This window comes from Mariniflexile litorale, assembly GCF_031128465.2.
In the GTDB taxonomy this organism is placed as follows: domain Bacteria; phylum Bacteroidota; class Bacteroidia; order Flavobacteriales; family Flavobacteriaceae; genus Mariniflexile; species Mariniflexile litorale.
Genome location: NZ_CP155618.1, coordinates 2,020,466 through 2,042,969, shown reverse-complemented (window position 1 = coordinate 2,042,969; position 22,504 = coordinate 2,020,466). Strand labels below are relative to the sequence as shown.

Genomic DNA, 22,504 nt, shown 5'->3' with positions numbered 1-22,504 from the left:
AGGTGTTAAATTTTAATTTTGTACTTCCGAAAGCTTTTGAGGATACTCGATTTTTATTTTCTCAAGTTGCTCTTTTAGCTTTGCTTTATTTCCTGGCCAATTAACATCGTTAAGGTTCGCTTCCATTTCGACAAAAGATTTACCATATAAAGCTTGAGCTCTAATATTTCTTAAATCGTTATATGCTGCTACTAATTCATTTTGAACTGCTATATAAGTCTTGTAAGTTGTTTCGCGCTCATTCTTTAATGATATAACAGCTTTGTCTGGATTGTCTGAAGATTCAGGATCCTTCTTTCCATTACAATAATCACAAGTACGATCACCACCATTGTCTAAAAACTCTGTGGCTGCTTTTCTTAAATCTTTAAGCTCCATTAATTCGTCTTCAACAAGCAATTGATCTTTACCATTTAAAAGTACAGTAAAAATATTTTTTTGCTTAATAATAGGCGGTTCTACATTATCCTCGATAGGCGGTAGCTTTCTGTTTAATCCAGAATCCGTTTCAATAGTGGTTGTTACTAAGAAAAATATTAATAGTAAGAACGCAATGTCGGCCATGGAGCCTGCATTTACTTCTGGTGCTGCTCTTTTTGCCATAATTTATCTATTTAATAGTTTTTTCGCACTAGAAAGAAAAGTTGCAACTACTGCAATTACCGCAAGAAAGTAAAAAGCATATAAACCTGCTCCTACGTTCTTAGATATTCCTTCTGTAATGCCTAAACCTTTGTCGTTAAATTGCTTTAAATCTAAATCTGTACCAGACGACATAAAGTAAGAAATCAAAACAACTCCTAAAAACAATCCAACGGTTGTTAAGGTTTTTTTGATATTCCCTGCAAATATGCCTTTAAGCACATATATAAGTATTAAAGCTATGACAATAAAAAGTGCAATATAAGTAACCACTAATATATTATCAATCATGCTTTCTGAATCTGTGGTCATTAGCATTAGTGCGAAAACAGCACCAATAATACCAAGAGCATAAGCTAAATACTTGAGTATTTTATATAAATTCATGATTTTTTGTTTTAATTATTACTTTTTATTTCTGATTAAAAGATCCATTAACGTGATAGAAGCATCTTCCATATCGTTAACAATACTATCAATCTTAGCAATAATATAATTATAAAAAACTTGAAGAATCATCGCAACAACAAGACCAAATACTGTTGTTAAAAGTGCGATTTTAATACCTCCAGCAACAAGTGATGGTTGCATATCTCCAGCAGCTTCAATTTTATCAAATGCATTAATCATACCTATTACAGTTCCCATGAAACCTAACATTGGTGCTAATGCGATAAATAATGAAATCCAAGATACATTTTTCTCTAATTGACCCATTTGAACACCACCATAAGCTACAACAGCTTTTTCAACAGCGTCTAAACCTTCATCCGTTCTATCTAAACCTTGATAATAGATAGAAGCAATAGGTCCTTTTGTGTTTCTGCAAACTTCTTTAGCTGCTTCAACACCTCCAGAAGCAAGTGCATCTTCAACCTCTTGAGTTAATTTTTTTGTGTTTGTAGTTGAAAGATTTAAAAAGATAATTCTTTCTATAGCAATGGCTAATCCAAGAATTAAACATAATAACACAATCCCCATAAATCCAGGACCTCCTTCAATAAATCTCTTTTTTAATTCTTGATGAAACCCAAGTTCTTCTGCTAGTTCTGCAGTGTCATCTTGTGTCATACTTGCTACAGTTGTTGCAACTGTACTTGTGTTTGCATTCGTAGTTGCATTAACAGTTCCAAAAGCCATCATTCCTGTTATGGCAAGGATAGAAAATAATCTTTTCATGTTCTAAATCTTAATTTTATTAGTTAATTAATGTGTTAAAGATATAAAAAAAATACAATAAAAAAATAAAAATAACAGCAGAGAGGAAGGGATTCGAACCCTCGATACCCTTTTGAGGTATACACACTTTCCAGGCGTGCGCCTTCGACCACTCGGCCACCTCTCTTTATTTTATATTGTACTTTTTTATGGGTGGACAAATAACAAAAAAAACTTTGAACACTAAAATTTTATGAGTTAATTTTAAAACAATTCACCTCTCAACGCCTTTTCATAGATAATTTTGAAAGTTTTTTTTGGTATATTTTTTCCTAAAAGATACATTAATTTACTAACTGCCGCTTCTGTTGTCATGTCTTTTCCAGAAATAACCCCTATGGTTTTCAGCTGATTACTTGTTTCATAATGCCCCATCATCACACTTCCTCCTACGCATTGTGTTACATTTATAATATGTACTCCTTTTTTAATTATTTTTTCTAAAAGATTAATAAACCATACTTCTGTAGTGCAATTTCCAGAGCCATAGGTCTCTAAAATGACTGCTTTTAGACTAGGAATAGCGAATATAGTCTTCAAAAAAGGCTCAGATATCCCCGGAAATAATTTAATAAGTGCTATGTTGGTCTCTAAATTTTTATGAACAATTAAGTTTTTTTCGGTGTCTGGCTTCCATAAATAATCGTTATTAATTTTTAAATGTACTCCCGATTCGGCTAATTCAGGATAATTTAATGATGCAAATGCTTTAAAATTTTCGGCATTAAGTTTCGTAGTTCTATTAGCTCGGTACAATTTATATTCAAAATATAAACAAACTTCTTTAACCAAAGGTATACCGTTCTCTTGTAAAGACGCCATTTGAATGGAGGTGATTAAGTTTTCTTTTGCATCCGTTCTTAAATCGCCTATTGGTAATTGAGAACCTGTAAACACCACTGGTTTTGCTAAATTTTCTAACATAAAACTTAAAGCCGATGCTGTATAACTCATGGTATCACTTCCATGAAGCACGACAAACCCATCAAATTCATTATAATTTTCTTCTATAATTTCAGCAATTTTAATCCAGTATATTGGATTCATATTGCTAGAATCTATAGGTTCCTCAAAAGAAACCGTTTCAATATGGCAATCTAACAGTTGGAGCTCCGGAATTTTATCTAAAAGATTTTTAAAGTCAAAAGCCTTTAATACTCCCGTTTTAGAATCTTTAATCATACCAATGGTGCCACCAGTATATATAAGTAGTATGTTTGGTTTTAATTTGCTCATTTAAATTCCGAATACGTCTTTGGAGTTTTGCGTAGTTGTTTCAGCTATTGTTTCTAAAGGTACAGTATATATTTCTGATAATTTTTCCAACACCTTTATTATATAAGCACTTTCATTACGCTTCCCTCGATATGGTGTTGGTGCCAAATAAGGTGAATCGGTTTCTAATACAATATGGTTTAAGTCTATTTGACTTAAAAACTGATCGATTTTTCCGTTTTTAAAAGTAGTAACTCCACCAATACCTAATTTCATGTTATAGGAGATGGCTTGATGCGCTTGTTCTAAAGTACCAGTAAAACAATGAAATATTCCATATAAATCATCACTCTTCTCTGCCTCTAAAACTTCAAATATGGCATCAAAGGCCTCTCTACAATGAATTACTATGGGCAACTTGTGTTTTTTAGCTAATTGAATTTGGTATTTAAAAGCTTCAAGCTGAATATCGAGTGTCGATTTATCCCAATATAAATCAACACCTATTTCACCCACAGCATAAAACTTATGATTTGCCAGCATCTCTTCAACATGCTTCAACTCCTCTTTATAATTATCTTTTACATGTGTTGGGTGCAGACCCATCATTAAAAATACATTATTTGGATAATCGTTTTCTAACTGCAACATCGATTCTGTATACGTAGAATCGATGGCTGGAATAAAAAAACGTGAAATTCCTTCATCTAATGCTCGTGTAATCATGGCGTTTCTATCTTCATCAAAAGCTTCACTATATAAATGAGTATGGGTATCGGTAATAATCATTTGGTAAAAATAATGAAGTATTTAAAGTTTGACACGAATTTCACAAATTTTCACAAATGAAAAGACCTCACAGGCTTTAAAACCTGTGAGGTCCAAATTCTTTAAACTCAAAAATATTTTTATTTCTCAACAATGCGGGACTTGACAGACATCAATCTAACTTCTTTATAAGTTTTTGTGCTCTATCATAATCATCAGCATCTTCAGGAAGTTCTTTTAAGATTTCTAAACAAACATCGTATTTTTTTTGTTTTAAATTACTTAATGCCAAATACCAAGTCGCTTTATTTTTATATACCGATTGTCCTTCTTTCAATCCTTCTAGCAACCAATCTGCAATGGCAAAATTATTCAACTCAATATTAGTAACTCCTCTGTAAAACTGTAACTCAGAATTTTGCTCATCTGTTAATAGCAATTCTTTAAAGGCCACTTCTGCAGTAACAAAGTCTTTACTATTAAAAGCCTTTTCAGCTGTTTTCAATAAGCCATCTTGACTGCCTCTAACCGTTAAACTGATACTTTCGTAATTCGCATAATCACTATAAATTGGGCTTGAAAGGTTATTAAACAACGTTATTCCAATTAACAAAGCGATACTAGCAGCTATGGCATATTGCCAAGGTTTAAACCTAATAACTTTTTTAGATGATTCTTGCTTTTCAAAATAGGTTTTAGAAATAGACTTTAAGTTATTTTGAAATGCTGTTGAATTAGGTTCATTTTCAAATTTATGTTCTAAAAAGGAAGACAATTCTTTATAAGTATTAAAACTATTTTTGAATTTTAAATCGCTTTCCAAACGGGTTTCAAAAGCAATTATTTCTTCCTTAGAAAGATCTCCTAAAAGATAATTTTCAAATAATATGTAATCGGGATTCTCCATAACAGTTAATTATTAAGTTGGTTAAACTTGGGCGACTCTTGAACCAGCTCAGTTAATTTGCCTATGCATAAAGATTTCTTTTTTCGAGCGTAAGCATATGTTACACCTAAACTTAACGCTACTTCTTCCATCGATTTTATTTTAAAAGTAGCTGTTAATAATTCTTTACAAGCGTTTCCTAATTTTTGAAACATTTCAGTAAATAAAGCTTGTTTTTCACCAAATACCTCTGTTTCAAATGCTAGTTCTTGAGCGTCGTCATCTTTATATAAAACTTCTTCATTAATTGTTACCTGTTTATTTGAAGATTTTTTTAATTCATTTAACCATTTACGCTTACACAGTAAAAAGAAATACGCATCAAACGGACAGGTAAGCTCTAATTTCTTTTCGCTTGCTTGATTATATATTGTTATTAAAGTATCCTGTATAATGTCTTGTGCCTGGTCTGCATCGCCACTGTTCTGCTTTATGTAATTAATAACCTTAGGTACGAATTTATTATAAATAGCCTGTATAATAAAAGAGTTGTTTTTCAACAATCCATCAATATACTTTTGGTCTTCATGTATTTTTTTTTCGCTCATTAACCCTTGTATTTACTGCTAATTTAAAAAAAGTTTAAAATAAACAGGTAACAATTTTTAAATGGTTTTGATATAAGGGTGTAACAGCAGAAATGCTTAAACAAAAATTTTAATTAATCCATAAATTAAAAATCATGAAAAAATCAATTTTAATTATCGCAACAGTAGCTTTATCAATATTAAACGTAAACGCTACAAATGAAAAAACACCCTTCAACACTTCAACTGAAGTTGTAACTCTAACAAGAGAAAACATAGCTCAAGTGTTTGACTGGAAAGTTGAAACAGACAAAGGCATCTATTCAGGAACTTCCCTTACTCTTGAAAATGCAAAAGAAATGATTGCTATTTCTAGCTCTAGCGAAATTGTTTTAGGAACTGAAATTCAAAGTTACTTGGTTCTAAAATCTGAAATCAACACCAATAGAAATTATTTTTGGGAAGTTGAAACTGAAACAGGTTCTGCAAAAGGATATGCCTCTTCTGAAGATTATGCTAATAAAATGATACAATTAGTTGCTTCTGGCGATGCTGTAATCTCAAAAATAATTATGAGTCAACCTCAACACTAAAAAAATTAAAAATAATTCCCAAAACAGGGTAACAAATTAGTTGCCCTGTTTATATAATGATATAAACTCTAAATTAAACATTATGAAAACTTTTAAAGCACTTTTATTTTCATTTTTTGTAATACTCATTAATAGTTGCGACAACGACAATAACCCTACAAATAATGTTTGCGACACTACTTATGTATCATCTGCAATTACTAATGCTTATTCAGCAGCAAATGGATATGACGACTTAGCCGAATTTATGGATTTAGAAACCCATGAATATTCTGTTAAAATTAATGCTGCAGGAGAAATATGTAGTATAGGTTACCAAAACCCTAGCACATACACTGGCGGCTATACTATGGAAATAATCAACACAAATACAAATACCTCTTACAGTGGAGTTCATGTTTTTTCTCAAACAGGTCTCGATTACCAACCTATTACCATACCTGTTCAAGTTAATTCTGGCGATATTATTATAGTAAAAAGAACCATATTACCAGGATATACCATGCTAAACGAAACCATAGGGAGAGTATTAAGAAAATCTAACAACGCAAATGTTCCTTATCCAGTAATTCAAGGAAACATCGAGTTTTTAAACTCTAACTTCTATGGTACTGGTGGTCCCATCCCCGATTTTGCTCAACCTTACATCGCTTTTGGCTTCCAAGTATATTAAAAATTAGAAATAATTCCCCAAACAGGGTAACAAAACAGTTGCCCTATTTATATAACAATGAATAACAATTTAAAACCCAATTTATCATGAAAAATTTAAAACACATTTTAGGAACACTTTTATTAACAGCTTTAGTATTTACAAGTTGTACAAAAAACGACAATGACAATGACAGTTTAATAATCCCAGCGACAGCTCAAGAGTTTGATGCTATAAGAGAACAAGCTTTAGAGGATTTAACACAAACATTCCAATTTAATGCCGAAGATGGATCAATTAACTTAACCTCAGAAAAAGGTGTTGAAATTTACATAAACGGTGGTTGCTTAACCAAGAATGGTGTCGCTGTAACTGGAGCCGTAGAATTAGAATTTATCGAAATATTTGATAAAGGAAACATGCTTACTACGAACAAACCAACCATGGGAATTTTACCAAACGGAGACAAAGCCCTACTAATTACTGGTGGTGAGTTTTTTGTACAAGCTACGCAAAATGGTGTTGCTTTAGAAACTAACTGTGGTTTCCAAATGCAAATCCCTACCGATTTAACGGGAGGTGCGGATAACGATATGATACTATGGAATGGTATTATTGATGAAGACGGAAACCTTGCTTGGGCTGAGGAAAAACGAGATGCTCAAGGGCAAGGTGGTGTATTTGCCGAAGGAAACCAATACTATGGCTTTTTTCAATCGTTTGGATGGTCTAACGTAGATCGTTTTTACAGCGATCCACGTCCAAAAACAACTATTTTAGTAGCAGTACCAACAGGATACGATAACACAAACAGCTCGGTATATTTATCTTATGATGGTGAAGATTCAGGATTGGCTGGTCTTGACACTTACGATGCACAAACTGGATTATTCAGCGAACATTACGGACAAATTCCAATAGGTTTAGAATGTCATGTTATTTTCGCAACCGAAGATGGTGGAGACTGGAAATACGCTATAAAAGCTGTAACTATTGTTGAAAACGGTATTATCACATTTACTGAAGGTGAAACTTCTATCGCTACCGAAGCGCAACTTACAACCATTATTAATGCGTTACCATAATTATCTATTCATTATAATTACCTACTTAAAAGTCATGGTTTGTTAAAATTCTTAACCTACTTTTTATCCCAGAGACACTAAGTTTCTGGGATTTTTTTAGATCTCACAGGTTTTTAAAAACTTGTGAGGTCTTTTTCTATTAAAAAAGGGTAACAAAACACCTACTTTATTGATATAATGATATACAGAACACATCTCATGAAAAAGTTTGTTTCTATATTCATTTTTGTATGCATCATATTATTAATAATATATGCGAATATTACTATAATCATAGCTAATATCTGATCATTTTAAACAGATACTTATTAAAACAGTTTCATGAATACCACTTTTTGTATATTTAAAACCTATTTATACCTCATTATAATGAACAAACGGTTTTCTTTTCTATTATTATTTTTAATTGGTGTTTACGGTTATGCACAAAAACTAATCGCAAACGACACAGTTACAAGAGTTGCAAACATTAAGAATACCACCAATGGTAATGAAATTTTGTTTACCCCAGAAACACCTATATTAAATCAAATAGCCGGTGCTCCAAAAGCATTTTACACCCATTATTGGGAATTTGGTGATGGCCATTACAGTACTGAAGAAAAACCAAAACACACGTATAAAAAAACAGGCGACTACGAAGTAAAATTATGGGCAACTAATAATTATGACACAGGTAAGCCCCCAACAACCAGACCAAAAAAAATTGCCATAAGCGAAATAACTACCGAGTATAAAGATATTGCTAGTATGGATGAAGATTTCATACTAAAACGCAATCGAGAACCTGTCCCTGATGAAGAAATGGTAATAGTAGTTAGTTATAAAAACCCAAAAGATTACACAACAAATGGAAAACTCTATCTGTTTTATAACGAACACCAATACAAAGCCAATAATTTCGAATTAACTGATACTCGAACATATCACAAGGAAAAAAATATTTCGGCAGAAGGATTCGCTTTCACACGAAATATTGATGATGATGGCACTTATTTAGCTTCTTCCAATAACAAATTTATTGAAACTCGTACCTTTTCACAAGATTCCACCGAAAAAACCAATCTACCTTTAACCGTTGCAAACTCTAAAGCTTTTTACAAAAACTGGAGCCTTTTAGAATTCGATAATATGCAACCTAAAGAAGAACGCAATGTCTTTTTCAGTTTAAAAACCACACCCGAAATGCTTAAAGATACCAGTGCCATCATTTCGGTTAGAGGTGTATATGTACCCGATGCTAATTATGACAACCATAAAGTTAAGGATATGGAAATGGAAATTGTAACCTCGCACGACCCTAATAAAATGTCTTCAAACGGAACCTTTATGAATTACCGCTTGGTACGTTTTAAAACTTTAAAATATAAAATCAAGTTCCAGAATAACGGTGAAGGACCAGCACGAACTATTCGATTGGAAACCGATATTCCAGAAATGTTGGACAAATCGACTCTAAATGTTTTAGATATGTATCCCAAATGTGATATCTGCCCTAAAAAGGAAGTATTATACAGTTGTTTGGATACAACGTTTACAGATTCCCAGGCGATCTTCACTTTCAAAAATATTTACCTCTCTGGGAGTGAACAAAAAAACGTAAAAGAGTATGATTCTACGAAAGGCTTCGTAAAATACAGTATTAAATTTGCTAAAGATTTTCATAAGAAAAAAACCAAAAGCAGAACCGCTATTATTTTCGATAAAAACGACCCGATTATCACCAACTATTCTACGACACGCTTCCTACCAGGTATTTCCATTGGTGCCAAAGTTGGAGTCAATTCGTTTTCAGATTTAAATAATTCTGAAAGTTACTTTTTTGGAGCTACGCTCTCGCCATATAAATCGTATCGCTTGTACTGGCAAGTAGAATTAATGAATAATTTTCATAATTACAACACCCAAACAAATGTAAGAGAAGAATTTATACAAGATGGCGCACAGGGATTTCGTTTTTTACAACGGACTACAACTAATAATTCTTTTAAAAATATTGATTGGGATATACCTGTTTTACTCCGTTATAACCTTAATAATTATATTGGACTTGGTGCTGGCTTACAAAACACCATTTCACTTAGTGAAAAACAAGAACAATCGGTTTTAGTGGAACAATTTGAAGGTGACCTAACAGATTCACCTCCATTTAGCACTAAAGAAAACACCACTAATGAAACTAATTCATTTAACAATTTAAGAACAGGCTTGTTGTTTGAAGCTACCGCAGGTTTTGCTAGAATTGGCCCAAGTTTAGGCGCCCGTTATATTATGAATTTTGAAAAAGATTTTAATTATTGGCAGTTTTATGCCATTTGGAAATTTTAAGAACCTAAGGTTCTTTTGGCAACTCACTCAAATGAAAAAAATATTTTTTCTATCCTTTTTTATATGCGGAATTTCATTTTCTCAAAATTTAGAAGAAGGTATTTATACCGCTGCCGAAACATTTATTAGCAATAAAAATAAAGCTTCATTAAAGCTATTAACCCAGCAGGAATCCACTTTTAAAAACCATGCAAAAACTAAAGATGAGCAGTTGGCACTGGTTTTTTTACAATGCCATAAAGGGTATTATTTAGATGAACATTCAAAATTAAAAGAAGCCATTTCTACATATGAAGATGCTTTAAAACGATTCAACAAAAATGAACTTTCAAAACTTTCAGATTTCGATATCATTGAAAACTGTTTAAAACCCCTGGGAAATTTATATACCAAAACTGGCGATTATACCAACGCCGTTAGTACCATCAACCAATATATTTTTTTAGCTGAAAAAAGTAAAAACATTACACACCAAATTAGTGGTGCTATCAATTTGGCTAAACTATATCAAACAATTAATAAGCATGAAACCGTCTTGAAAATTGTTGCGGACGCTTTTAAATTTCCTAATATAAATAGCGACCAAAAATCATTGCTTCAAAGCATAAAAACAAGCAGTTTAGCGGCTTTAAACAAATACGAAGATGCATCTCTATTAAACAGTACCTCTACCAATTTAAATTTTGAAACGCATAAAAACAATTATCTAATTGAACTTCAAAAAGGCAATTACGAAAATGCTCTTTCTTCTTTTCAAAAAGCAAAAGAATATCTTGTTAAAATGGATTTAGCAACAAGGGATTTAGCAAAGTTTCATGTTGAAGAAGCACAATTATTTCATTTACTTAAACAACCCAACGAAGCTCTAAAAAGTTTGCAACAAGCCTCCAAAATATTATTACCAAATTTTCAAGGAAATGGCTTACCAAATAAAAAATATTTATACCCAGAAAACACATTCATAGACATTTTTGATTTATATGCTACCATTCAAATCGACCCCAAAAAAGCATTAGAAAGTTACGATTTAAGTTTTTTTGTATCTGATTTATTGCAAGAAAATTGGACTTCGCAAGAAGCTAAAATTTTCAATGAAACCTCTAACCGAATTAGGAGTGAACACTGTATAGACCTCCTTTTTAACACCTATGAACAAACTAAAAACAAATCACTTTTGTTTGAAGCATTTCAATATTCAGAGAACAATAAAGCTTCGATTTTAAAGGATATGAATCAAAAAAAATGGCGCTTACAAAAGTTTCCAAACGACAGTTTACTTTCTAAAGAGTTTCAACTTTTAAAAACGCAAGAATATTATACAGGTTTATTAATAAAAGAACAACTTAGCACTAATAAAGCATCAACAGTAAACAATTTAAGCGAAAAACTTAGCGCTATTAGTCTTCAACTAAAAACCCTAAAAGCAGTCATTACCAAAAAATATCCAGAAAAAAATCGAACCGATTCTTTAGTGCATTTTCAAAATAAATTAAATAAAGACGAAGCTATCTTAGTTGAATACTTCTTCGGAAAAAACACTTTGTATCAATTTATAATTTCAGAAAAAGATATTGCTATTGAACGTCTTCAGTTAACTGAAGAAATCAGAAAAAACATTATAAGCTTTATTCATTTATTTGATGATGCTTCCATTATAAATAACGATATAAATAATTACACCCGTCAAGCTTATACTATTTTCAAACTACTAAATTTTGATAAATTTTCACTCCATAAAAATGTGGTGATAATTCCTGATGGTTTACTAAATTTTATTCCATTTGAAGCACTAATCAGTTTAAAAACTACCTCAACTTCCTTTTCAAAAATGCCTTTTGTAATTAAAAGTCAAAATATTATTTATAATTCGAGTGCAACATTTTACCTAGCCAAAAGTCAAGAACGTAAAAACAAAGAATTGCTTGGTTTTTTTCCAGTATTTGAAAACACCAATCATAAACTAACGTATTCAATTAATGAAGCACATGCCATTGAAAATGAAATGCCCGCTCGTTTGTTTATGAATAACAAAGCATCAAAACAAAATTTTATAGAAAATGCCAGTAATTACAGTATTTTACATTTATCAACCCATGCAAGTAGCGGCGATTTTGTAAACCCTGCTAACATATCGTTTTACAATGAGACTATGTTTTTAAATGAATTATACAGTTTAGACCTAAACCCCAATTTAGTCGTTTTAAGTGCCTGCGAAACGGGTATTGGTAAGCTTTACAAAGGTGAAGGAGCTATGAGTATTGCCCGAGGGTTTCAGTATGCCGGGGCAGAAAACCTATTATTTTCACTTTGGCAAATTAATGATTTATCGACATCACAAATCATGCAATCTTTTTATGAAAATTATAATAAATCGGAATCGGCGTACCTAGCTAATCAACAATCAAAAATAGAATACCTCGAAAATGAAACCATTAGCAATGTAAAAAAATCGCCTTATTATTGGAGTGCCTTTGTTTATTACGGAACACTTGAACCTGCCAAACCCGATAATACCATATTTTATATTATTTTTAGCATAGCAATCATTATGATTATGTTACTTTTATTCTTGAAATTTAAAAATTATGACAGAAACCCTTCAAGAATTTCTTCTTAACAAAGGCTATATTCAAGTAAAGTTACGTCTTACCAAAACCAATCATTTCGAAATAAAAGCAACCCTAAATGGTGTTAAAGGTCGTTTTATACTAGATACTGGAGCATCCAACTCATGTGTAGGATTTGAAGCTGTAGACAATTTTAATCTCAAGGTAAAAGATTCACATATTTTGGCAGCAGGAGCTGGAGCTATTAATATGGAGACTAAAATGTCTAAAAAAAACAAGATGAAAATTGGAAAATGGGAAACTAATAAAGTTGTTTTGGTTTTATTCAACCTTACACATGTAAATACCGCGCTTATAAACCATAATTCAAAACCCGTTGATGGCATCATTGGTGCCGATATTTTAAAAAAATCGAATGCTGTTATAGATTATGAGAAAAAATATCTTTACTTAAAAGTTTAATATTTATTATATTTATCCTTTTCAATTAATAGCATTTTTAATTAATCGCATCTTAATTCCCTCCCTTTAATGAATACCTCTATTGTGATTGCCGATGACCATCCGCTTATGCTGAGGGGTCTTACCGATTTTTTAACTTCAAAAGGTTTTAATATTGTTGGAAGCGCCCAAGATGGCAATACAGCTTATAATCTTATTGTAAAATTAAAACCAGAAATTGCCATTCTAGATATTAGAATGCCTCATAAAACAGGATTAGAAATTGCCGAAGCTTGTAAAAAAAACAATTTACCAACTAAAATTATTCTTATAACTTTCGATAAAGAAGAAGAATTATATGACAAAGCCAAGGATTTTAATGTATATGGTTATATTTTAAAAGAATTTGCTGTTGAAGAAATTGAAATTTGCATCAACCACGCCATTAACAACGAACGTTATTTTAGTAAAGAAATAGCATCCTATCTAAATCATAATTCAAATAAAAAACCAGTTAATCTAGAACAACTCACTAAATCTGAATTAAAAATAATAAAACTTATTTCTGAAAATAAAACCAGTCTTGACATTGCGGAAGAACTTTCCATATCGGTTCGTACTGTAGATAAACATCGAAGCAATATTGTATGTAAACTAGGTTTAGACAATAAACCCACTTCGCTTTCAATTTGGGCTAGTCTTAATAAACAGCATCTTTAAAAAATACGTAGAAGTGCGTATTTTTTATATCATATCTATATTATATCTTTACAGTGCTATTAATTAGTTCTTAGGGAGAATTATGGGAGGCTTTAAACGTAATGTTTGAAGCCTTCTGCATTTTATAAATTATCATTAAATAAAAATACGTAGAAGTGCGTATTTTTTCTTACTTACACAAAACATATCTTTACATGGCTATTAATTAATTATATAAGACATCGTCTATATAATATTCAACAACTCTGTGCTTTATAGCGTAGAATTCTATACTAAGCTGTTGAAAACCCAAAAAATAAAACCCATGGAAAAAGATAACAGTTATCTGGATAAATATTTTATAGTTGGATTAATTACATTGGTTGTTATAGTTATTACAATAAATATCTTTTATTGCATAAGATAGTTCTTCGTTAAAAAAAAGTGCTAACACATAAAACTGTGTTAGCACTTTTTTATTTAATTAAAAATGATTTTATTAAAGCTCTAAAGCCTTTTTAACATCATTGTTCATTAATAGCTCCGTTGGGTTTTCTAAAGCTTCTTTAACAGCAACTAAAAAACCGACGCTTTCTTTTCCATCGATAATTCTATGATCATAAGATAAAGCCACATACATGATAGGACGAATTTCAACCTTACCATTAATAGCAACTGGTCTTTCTACAATATTATGCATTCCTAAAATACCACTTTGAGGAGGATTGATGATTGGCGTAGATAACATACTACCAAAAACACCTCCATTTGTAATGGTGAATGTTCCTCCAGTCATTTCATCAACCGTAATTTGACCATCTCTTGCACGAAGCGCTAAACGTTTCACCTCAGATTCAACACCTCTAAAGCTTAAGTTTTCAGCATTTCTAATTACTGGAACCATTAATCCTTTTGGTCCAGAAACGGCAATACTTATATCGCAAAAATCATAAGACAACATTTCTTTACCATCCATCATAGAGTTCACTGATGGATACATTTCTAAAGCTCTAACCACAGCTAAAGTGAAAAAACTCATAAACCCTAAGCCAACACCATGTTTTGTCTTAAAAGTGTCTTTATATTCATTACGTAGTGCAAAAATAGGCGACATATCAACCTCGTTAAACGTGGTTAACATAGCCGTTGTATTTTTAACCTCTACCAAACGCTCAGCTACCTTTCTGCGTAGCATAGACATTTTACTTCTTGAAGTACCACGGCTTCCACCAGTTGGTGTTCCCATAGAAGGTACCGCACTTACAGCATCTTCTTTAGTTACACGACCATCCTTTCCTGTTCCAGAAATTGATGATGCATCCATGTTTTTTTCAGCTAAAATCTTTTTCGCTGCAGGACTTGCCGTTCCTGTTGCATAAGTTTTAGTTTCTGTCGCTGCAGGTTTAGGCGCTTCTACTTTTGGTGCTTCAGCTTTCTTTTCCTCTTTCGGTGCTTCAGTTCCTTCCGGTTTTGCTGCACTCGTATCTATTAAACATACTACTGCTCCTACTGCTACAGCATCTCCTTCTTCTGCTTTAAGGGTTATAATACCAGCAGCTTCAGCAGGAAGTTCTAAAGTAGCTTTATCACTATCTACTTCTGCAATGGCTTGATCTTTTTCAACATAATCGCCATCTTGAACTAACCAAGTTGCTATTTCAACTTCTTTTATAGACTCGCCTGGTGAAGGCACTTTCATTTCTAAAATCATTCTTTTTATTTTAATGTTTTTACGAGTTTTTCAACTCAACTAATATGTTTGTTACACTATATCAAATACGTTGTCAATAACTCTTTGTTGCCTTCTCTTGTCTCTTGTGCTAGAACCTGGTGCAGGAACAGAACTATAAGGTCGCGAGATAACTTCTAGTTTAATAAAATCCAATCGCTGTACGATATGACTCCACGCACCCATGTTTTTAGGTTCTTCTTGTGCCCAAATATAATTTTTCACATTCGGATACTTCGCAACCACTTGTTTTATCTTTTCTTCATGAAGCGGGAATAATTGCTCTATTCTCACTAAAGCCACATTAGAATTATCCAATTTTTCACGCTGTGCCAATAAATCATAATAGAATTTACCTGTACAAAAAACTAATTTAGTTACTTGCTCTGGATTTATTGTATCATCTATAACTTCTTGGAATTCACCAGTTGCTAGTTCATTTAATGATGACACTGCTTTTGGGTGACGTAATAAACTTTTTGGTGTAAAAACAATTAAAGGTTTTCTAAAATCCCATTTCATTTGACGACGCAATAAATGGTAAAAGTTTGCAGGGGTTGTACAATCGGCTACAATCATATTATCATCTGCACATAGTTGTAAATAACGCTCTATTCTAGCTGAAGAATGTTCAGACCCTTGACCTTCGTACCCATGAGGCAATAAAACTACAATACCATTTTGAGATTTCCACTTATCTTCAGCTGCCGATAAATACTGGTCGAAAATAATTTGAGCTCCATTACTAAAATCACCAAACTGTGCTTCCCAAATGGTTAATGTATTCGGGTTTGCCATGGCATAGCCATAATCGAAACCAAGAACGCCATATTCAGACAAAAAGGAATTATAAATATCCATTTTACCTTTATTCAATGGGTTGGTGTTTAATAAATTAATACGGTCTTCTGAAATTTCATCACGTAAAATAGCATGACGGTGACTAAATGTACCACGTTCTACATCTTGACCAGAAATACGAATATTGAAACCTTCTTCTAATAAAGTTCCGTAAGCCAAGGTTTCAGCCATTCCCCAATCTAGAGTATCAGTTTCAAAAACCATAGATGCTCTACCATCCAAAATTCTTTCTGCTTTACGAACAAATTTCACACCCTCTGGAACTGTTGACACTACCTTAGCAATTCCTTCTAAATTATTTTTAGGATACGATGTGTTTTCAGTTTTAAGTATGGCTTCTAATCCTTTACGGCTAAAGCCTTTCCATCGCTCAGACATAAACTCTCTAACCTTAGATGATTTTTCATCTTTAGATTTTTCGTAAGCTGTTTCTAAAACATTTTTAAATTCTTCTGTAATACCGTCGGTATACGCTTGATCTATTGTTTTTTCAGCAATTAATTTATCTGAATATATTTTAAATGGATTGTCGTGTTTCGCTATTTGTTTATATAATTTAGGCTGTGTAAAACGAGGTTCATCTCCTTCATTATGCCCATATTTTCTATAACCTAATAAGTCGATATAAACATCTTTTTTATAACGCATTCTATACGCTAATGCCAGTTCTACGGCATGTACAACAGCTTCGGCGTCATCTGCATTAACATGAAGTACAGGAGACAATGTTACTTTAGCAACATCCGTACAATAAGTACTAGAACGCGCATCTAAATAGTTGGTAGTAAAACCAATTTGGTTATTTACAACAATATGAAGCGTACCTCCTGTTTTATATCCACTAAGTTGGCTCATTTGCGCCACTTCATAAACAATGCCTTGACCTGCAATAGCAGCATCTCCATGTATGATAATTGGTAAAATTTTAGAATCATCACCATTATAATCACTATCTATTTTAGCTCGTGTAATTCCTTCTGCTACCGATGCAACAGTTTCTAAGTGCGATGGATTTGGTACCAAATTCATCTTAATAGTCTTCCCGTTTTGATAGGTTTTATCTAAGGTTAAACCTAAATGGTATTTTACGTCGCCATCAATATCTAAATCTTCAAAATCTTTACCATCAAACTCGCTAAAAAGCTCGTGTACTGGTTTTCTAAAAATATTAACTAACGTACTTAAACGACCACGATGGGCCATTCCTAAAACACACTCTTTTACACCATACTTTTCACTAGAGATATACAGTGTATTGCTAAGAGCTGGAATAAGTGATTCGCCTCCTTCTAACGAAAATCTTTTTTGACCTACATATTTGGTTTGTAAAAAATTCTCAAAAGTAACGGCTTGATTTAGTTTAGAAAGAATGTATTTTTTAGAATCTTCATTAAAACTAGGCTGATTATCATTAACATTCAACTGCGTTTGCCACCATGAAATAACCTCTGGGTTTCGCAAGTACATATATTCAACCCCAATAGAACTACAATAAATTTTTTCTAAATGAATTAAAATTTCGCGTAAAGTTTGAGGACCAATACCCAAAACCTCACCTGCATTAAAAACGGTATCTAAATCGTTTACGGTAAGTCCTAAATTTTCGATTGCCAATGTAGGTTCGTAGCTTCTGCGTTCACGAACAGGATTTGTTTTGGTAAACAAATGCCCTCTCATTCTATAGCCATCAATAAGTTTTACTACTTGAAATTCTTTCTGAAGAGATTCTGGCATTTGTGCTAAAGAAACCTCACCAATTTCGCCTAATAATTCAGAATTTTCACTGCCAAAATCGTAGCCTTGAAAAAAGGCTCTCCAACTTGGTTCTACAGAATCTGGACTTTGTAAATATTGGTCATATAAATCGGCAAAATACGATGTATGTGCTGCGTTTAAAAAGGAAAATTTATCCATTATAATTTTTAATACACTTATTTAAATCAAATTTCTAGCAAAAATACAACTTTTACTAAAATTAGATGTTTCTTTTGCTATATTTATAAACCAACAACAATCGTAATATTAATAAATTAATTTTTCATGTTAATTTTTTAAATATTTCTAATTATATGAATAGATTTTATTTAATTATTAAAATTTCCGTACTATTTTTTTTCATAATCCTTAGTTCTATGAGTACTTTGAATGCCCAACAAGGCAGTAGTAATTTCTGGAATTCTGTGCGTTTTGGAGGCGGTATAGGTTTGAGTTTTGGTGATGATTTTTTTAGTGGCACCCTAGCCCCAAGTGCCATATACGAATTTAACAACCAAGTAGCGTTAGGCTTTGGATTAAACGGCACTTACAACAAACAAAAAGATTTTTACAAATCGACCATTTTAGGAGGTAGTTTAATAGGTTTATTTAGCCCTATTAGTGAAATTCAACTATCGGCCGAATTTGAAGAACTTCATGTTAACAGGCGTTATGAAAGTAATTTAAATTTAGAAAACGATACGTATTGGTCTCCCGCTTTATTTTTAGGCGCTGGTTATAGAAATGGCAATGTAACATTTGGTATGAGATATGATTTACTATACGATGAAAACAATAGCATATACGCCAATGCATTGACTCCTTTTGTGAGATTTTATTTCTAATTTTTACTATTTGATATTTTGATGAACTTAGTATATTATAAAACTAACAAGATTTCAATATTATATCTTTTATAAACTCGGTACATAAACATTTAACTCATTTATTAGCAAAATAATTCCTAGTTTAAATTTATTCAAATTATCTTCATCTAAGTAAAACCCATCTTTATTTCCTTTCATAAATAACACTCTATTTTTAATCAAAAGTTTCAATAATTTAGAAATATAAGCTTGCTTCCAATAAATTAAGTTTATAGATATCCATTTTCCATTTATTAAAGGTCAACATCCAAAACAGCTCTGCTATAACAGCATATTTCTATGAATTTGAAAGCTTTTCAATCTAGCATAACAGTTCAAAACTTAAAAAAGACATTTTTGTCCGAAACATGATATTTATCATATTATGAGGTCTTCTAACTGCTTAATTTTGTTGGATTAAATGAATCAAACTTATGAAAAAAGCATTAAAAATTTTAACGATCCTTTTTATTTCGCTACTTGTAAGCTGTGGTGGGAAAGAAGAAAAGAAAAAAGAGAAGTTTTCTTATGAAAAAACAGCTCCTACGGAACAAACTGTAACCAAAATCGAGTCGGTTCCCGCATCAAAAAGAATTGATCTTACCAGCAAGGGCATTGGCCCAATTAAAGAACTTGTACTTCCTGCTGAAATTGACCAAACCATGGCTACTCATGGCGAAGATGTGTATAAAAAAATGTGTACAGCTTGCCACAGACCAGATAAAAAATTTATTGGTCCAGCACCTAGTGGAATTTTAGAACGTAGAACACCAGAATGGGTAATGAATATGATTTTAAATCCAGATGAAATGGTTCAAAAAGATCTATTAGCAAAAGAATTACTTATAGAATTTAATGGATCTCCTATGGCTAACCAAGGACTTACCCAAGAAGATGCTAGAGCTGTGCTAGAGTATTTTAGAACATTAAAATAGAACCTAATGAAACCCAACGTAAACCTTCTTCTATTTAACATTTTACTTGCTGTTTTCTTTTTTAATTGTAAAAACAATAAAGAAACTCCTGTAGAATCCTCCATCACAACAATTACAAATGCAACTGATGAAAAACAAGGACAAGCATTTATAGCAGATGATGGCTCTACTCCAAACGTTTTACAAATAGCAATTGGTTCGAAAGATCACACCACACTTGTTGCTGCTGTTCGAGCTGCTTCATTAGAAAATGTCTTAGTAAATGCAGGTCCATTAATGGTTTTCGCGCCTACTAACGAAGCTTTTGCGGCATTGCCTGCTGGAACGGTTGAAAATTTATTAAAACCAGAAAACAAAGAAGCCTTAGCAAATATTTTAAAATATCATGTAACTCCAGGCAACTACTCAAAAGACTTTCTAAAGAAATTTAAAAAACTAGGCCAAGCTAATAATCAAAATGTAAAAGTGGAAGTTATAGGTGATGATGTATTTGTTGGAGGTGCCAAAATAATTGCTAGTGTACCTGCTGGGAATGGAATTATTCATGTAATTGACAAAGTGATTTTGCCTGATAACTAAAAACCTTAAAAAGAACACATTATGAAAAAATTCTTAAATATTTCAATTGGATTTTTAATTATTGCTTTCGCTTTCACTAGCTGCAATAATGGAGAATCTTCAAAATCAAATAGTGCGTTAAGTACTAACGCTGCCGAAAAAGTATATATTGCTCCGGGTGAACACGATTCGCATTACGCATTCATCTCAGGAGGCTACAGTGGAAACCTTACCGTTTACGGCTTACCTTCTGGACGCATGTTTAAAGAAATTCCCGTGTTTTCTCAATTCCCAACAAATGGTTATGGGTATTCTGAAGAAACCAAAGCTATGTTAGAAACGTCCTATGGTTTTATACCCTGGGATGATTCGCATCACCCAGACATTTCTCAAACGAATGGTAAATTAGACGGCCGTTGGATTTTTATTAATGGAAACAACACACCACGTATTGCCAGAATTAGCTTAACAACTTTTGAAACTGAAGAAATTATTGAAGTTCCTAATAGTGCTGGAAACCATAGTTCATCTTTTATTACAGAAAACACAGAATATGTAGTTGCGGGAACGCGTTTTTCTGTCCCAATTCCACAAAAAGATATGCCTATTAAAGACTATAAAGGTAATTTTAAAGGAGCTTTGTCATTTATCTCTGTTGATCCAGAACATGGACATATGGACATCAAATTTCAAGTGTTAATGCCAGGATTTAACTACGATTTATCACATCCTGGTCGTGGAAAATCTCATGGCTGGTTCTTCTTTACAACTTATAACACCGAAGAAGCAAATACGTTATTAGAAGTCAACGCTTCTCAAAATGATAAAGATTTTATTGCTGCAATTAATTGGAAAAAAATTGAAGAATACGTAAATAATGGGGGTGGTACTATGATGCCTGCAAATTATGCACATAATGTATATAATGAAACCACACATACAGCTACTTCTACTATAAAAAAGGAAGTGCGTGTAGTTAATCCTGCCGAGATTCCTGGTGCAGTTTATTTATTACCAACACCAAAATCACCACATGGTTGCGACGTAGATCCCACTGGAGAGTACATTGTTGGTAATGGAAAACTATCAGCAAACTTAACGGTACATTCATTTACTAAAATGCTTAAAGCTATTGAAAATAAAAGATTTGATGGTGATGCTTACGGCATTCCAATCTTAAAATTTGAAGATGTATTAGCAGGCTCTGTAGAACAGCCAGGTTTAGGCCCCTTACATACCGAGTTTGACGGCAAGGGAAATGCTTATACAACGTTCTTTATATCTTCTGAAGTGGTAAAATGGAAATTAGGAACCTGGGAAGTTATTGATAGAAAACCAACTTACTATTCTGTTGGTCACTTAACAATTCCTGGTGGAAACTCAAGAGAACCATTTGGCAAATACATGTTCGCTATGAACAAAATTACTAAAGACCGTTATTTACCAGTTGGTCCTGAAATGGAGCACTCTGCACAACTATATGATATTTCTGGAGATAAAATGGAATTACTTTTAGATTTCCCTACGCATGGTGAGCCTCACTATGCAGCAGCTATTCCTGCAGAAATTATTAAAAATAATTCGAAAAAAATCTATAAGTTATCTGAAAATGAGCACCCAAACAAAGCCACAAGCGATGCTGATACTAAAGTAATTAGAAATGGCAAAGACGTTCACATTTATATGACCATGATACGTAGTCACTTCTCACCAGACAATATTGAAGGGATTAAAGTAGGAGACAAGGTGTTCTTCCATATCACTAATTTAGAACAAGATTTCGATGTACCTCACGGTTTTGCTATGATTGGAGCTAATAATGCTGAATTGTTAATCTCACCAGGTCAAACAAGAACCTTAATATGGGAACCTAAACAGGTGGGTGTTTGGCCATTTTATTGTACCGATTTCTGTTCTGCTTTACATCAAGAAATGCAAGGCTATGTGCGGGTATCTCCAGCTACATCCACCTTACCTTTATCTTGGTCTTTAGGGGAATAATAAATAAAACTAGGGAAATTTTGTTTTAGTGTTTATTTCCCTTAGCAAGGCGAGAGTTGAATTTATCGCTCTCGCCTTACTTTTTTAAATACATGAACAAAATGATTAATTCAAAATA

Annotated in this window: 20 protein-coding genes and 1 tRNA gene; 11 read left to right on the top strand and 10 right to left on the bottom strand. The window is 32.5% G+C overall.

Annotated elements, in window-relative coordinates; all coding sequences use genetic code 11:
• Positions 1–12: 12 nt before the first annotated feature.
• From QLS71_RS08625 to QLS71_RS08590, 8 genes are all read right to left on the bottom strand, one after another.
• Positions 13–603 carry a biopolymer transporter ExbD gene (locus QLS71_RS08625; RefSeq protein WP_308993130.1) on the bottom strand — a complete coding sequence of 197 codons (591 nt, stop codon included), beginning with the start codon at positions 601–603 and terminating at the stop codon, positions 13–15.
• A 3-nt stretch (positions 604–606) separates the two neighbouring features.
• The gene (locus QLS71_RS08620; protein ID WP_308993131.1) at positions 607–1,029 is read right to left on the bottom strand and encodes a hypothetical protein; all 423 of its coding nucleotides are present in this window, start codon (positions 1,027–1,029) and stop codon (positions 607–609) included.
• A gap of 18 nt (positions 1,030–1,047) precedes the next feature.
• A complete protein-coding gene (locus QLS71_RS08615) occupies positions 1,048–1,821 on the bottom strand; it encodes a MotA/TolQ/ExbB proton channel family protein (RefSeq protein ID WP_308993132.1) in 774 nt (257 codons plus the stop codon).
• A 78-nt stretch (positions 1,822–1,899) separates the two neighbouring features.
• Positions 1,900–1,987: transfer RNA gene (locus QLS71_RS08610), tRNA-Ser, on the bottom strand.
• A gap of 77 nt (positions 1,988–2,064) precedes the next feature.
• Positions 2,065–3,096 (bottom strand): asparaginase, encoded by a 1,032-nt coding sequence (locus tag QLS71_RS08605; RefSeq protein WP_308993133.1) that lies wholly within the window; start codon positions 3,094–3,096, stop codon positions 2,065–2,067.
• The gene (locus QLS71_RS08600) at positions 3,097–3,864 is read right to left on the bottom strand and encodes a TatD family hydrolase (protein WP_308993134.1); all 768 of its coding nucleotides are present in this window, start codon (positions 3,862–3,864) and stop codon (positions 3,097–3,099) included.
• A 151-nt stretch (positions 3,865–4,015) separates the two neighbouring features.
• On the bottom strand, positions 4,016–4,750 hold the full coding sequence (locus QLS71_RS08595) for a hypothetical protein (protein ID WP_308993135.1): 735 nt from the start codon (positions 4,748–4,750) through the stop codon (positions 4,016–4,018).
• 5 nt (positions 4,751–4,755) lie between these two features.
• Positions 4,756–5,337, bottom strand: coding sequence for a sigma-70 family RNA polymerase sigma factor (locus tag QLS71_RS08590; RefSeq protein ID WP_308993136.1), 582 nt, complete (start codon positions 5,335–5,337; stop codon positions 4,756–4,758).
• Positions 5,338–5,471: 134 nt separating this feature from the next.
• Here QLS71_RS08590 and QLS71_RS08585 point away from each other — a divergent pair, with 134 nt between their 5' ends.
• The 7 genes from QLS71_RS08585 to QLS71_RS08555 all read left to right on the top strand — a co-directional run bounded on the left by QLS71_RS08585 (position 5,472) and on the right by QLS71_RS08555 (position 13,702).
• Positions 5,472–5,909: a hypothetical protein gene (locus tag QLS71_RS08585; RefSeq protein ID WP_308993137.1), complete on the top strand. Its 438-nt coding sequence runs from the start codon at positions 5,472–5,474 to the stop codon at positions 5,907–5,909.
• Positions 5,910–5,991: 82 nt separating this feature from the next.
• Positions 5,992–6,582 (top strand): hypothetical protein, encoded by a 591-nt coding sequence (locus QLS71_RS08580; RefSeq protein ID WP_308993138.1) that lies wholly within the window; start codon positions 5,992–5,994, stop codon positions 6,580–6,582.
• An 86-nt stretch (positions 6,583–6,668) separates the two neighbouring features.
• Positions 6,669–7,646, top strand: a complete 978-nt coding sequence (locus tag QLS71_RS08575; RefSeq protein ID WP_308993139.1) for a hypothetical protein — start codon at positions 6,669–6,671, stop codon at positions 7,644–7,646.
• A 321-nt stretch (positions 7,647–7,967) separates the two neighbouring features.
• A complete protein-coding gene (locus QLS71_RS08570; protein ID WP_308993140.1) occupies positions 7,968–9,974 on the top strand; it encodes a PKD domain-containing protein in 2,007 nt (668 codons plus the stop codon).
• Between the two features lie 31 nt (positions 9,975–10,005).
• Positions 10,006–12,591 carry a CHAT domain-containing protein gene (locus QLS71_RS08565; RefSeq protein WP_308993141.1) on the top strand — a complete coding sequence of 862 codons (2,586 nt, stop codon included), beginning with the start codon at positions 10,006–10,008 and terminating at the stop codon, positions 12,589–12,591.
• Positions 12,560–13,003, top strand: a complete 444-nt coding sequence (locus tag QLS71_RS08560; RefSeq protein WP_308993142.1) for a retropepsin-like aspartic protease — start codon at positions 12,560–12,562, stop codon at positions 13,001–13,003. Before QLS71_RS08565 ends, QLS71_RS08560 begins: the two co-directional genes overlap by 32 nt.
• A 69-nt stretch (positions 13,004–13,072) precedes the next feature.
• Positions 13,073–13,702, top strand: coding sequence for a response regulator transcription factor (locus tag QLS71_RS08555; protein ID WP_308993143.1), 630 nt, complete (start codon positions 13,073–13,075; stop codon positions 13,700–13,702).
• 478 nt (positions 13,703–14,180) lie between these two features.
• Here the strand turns inward: QLS71_RS08555 and odhB are convergent, their stop codons facing one another.
• Complete coding sequence (odhB, locus tag QLS71_RS08550) at positions 14,181–15,392, bottom strand: 2-oxoglutarate dehydrogenase complex dihydrolipoyllysine-residue succinyltransferase (RefSeq protein ID WP_308993144.1); 1,212 nt, start codon at positions 15,390–15,392, stop codon at positions 14,181–14,183.
• 51 nt (positions 15,393–15,443) lie between these two features.
• Positions 15,444–18,185 (bottom strand): 2-oxoglutarate dehydrogenase E1 component, encoded by a 2,742-nt coding sequence (locus tag QLS71_RS08545; protein WP_308993145.1) that lies wholly within the window; start codon positions 18,183–18,185, stop codon positions 15,444–15,446.
• A 218-nt stretch (positions 18,186–18,403) separates the two neighbouring features.
• Between QLS71_RS08545 and QLS71_RS08540 the strand changes: the two genes are divergently transcribed.
• The 4 genes from QLS71_RS08540 to nosZ all read left to right on the top strand — a co-directional run bounded on the left by QLS71_RS08540 (position 18,404) and on the right by nosZ (position 22,386).
• Positions 18,404–18,871 (top strand): alpha-ketoglutarate decarboxylase, encoded by a 468-nt coding sequence (locus tag QLS71_RS08540; RefSeq protein WP_308993146.1) that lies wholly within the window; start codon positions 18,404–18,406, stop codon positions 18,869–18,871.
• 455 nt (positions 18,872–19,326) lie between these two features.
• Positions 19,327–19,827: a cytochrome c gene (locus QLS71_RS08535; RefSeq protein WP_308993147.1), complete on the top strand. Its 501-nt coding sequence runs from the start codon at positions 19,327–19,329 to the stop codon at positions 19,825–19,827.
• Positions 19,828–19,833: 6 nt separating this feature from the next.
• On the top strand, positions 19,834–20,406 hold the full coding sequence (locus tag QLS71_RS08530) for a fasciclin domain-containing protein (RefSeq protein WP_308993148.1): 573 nt from the start codon (positions 19,834–19,836) through the stop codon (positions 20,404–20,406).
• A gap of 21 nt (positions 20,407–20,427) precedes the next feature.
• On the top strand, positions 20,428–22,386 hold the full coding sequence (nosZ, locus tag QLS71_RS08525) for a Sec-dependent nitrous-oxide reductase (protein ID WP_308993149.1): 1,959 nt from the start codon (positions 20,428–20,430) through the stop codon (positions 22,384–22,386).
• The last annotated feature ends 118 nt before the right edge of the window (positions 22,387–22,504 follow it).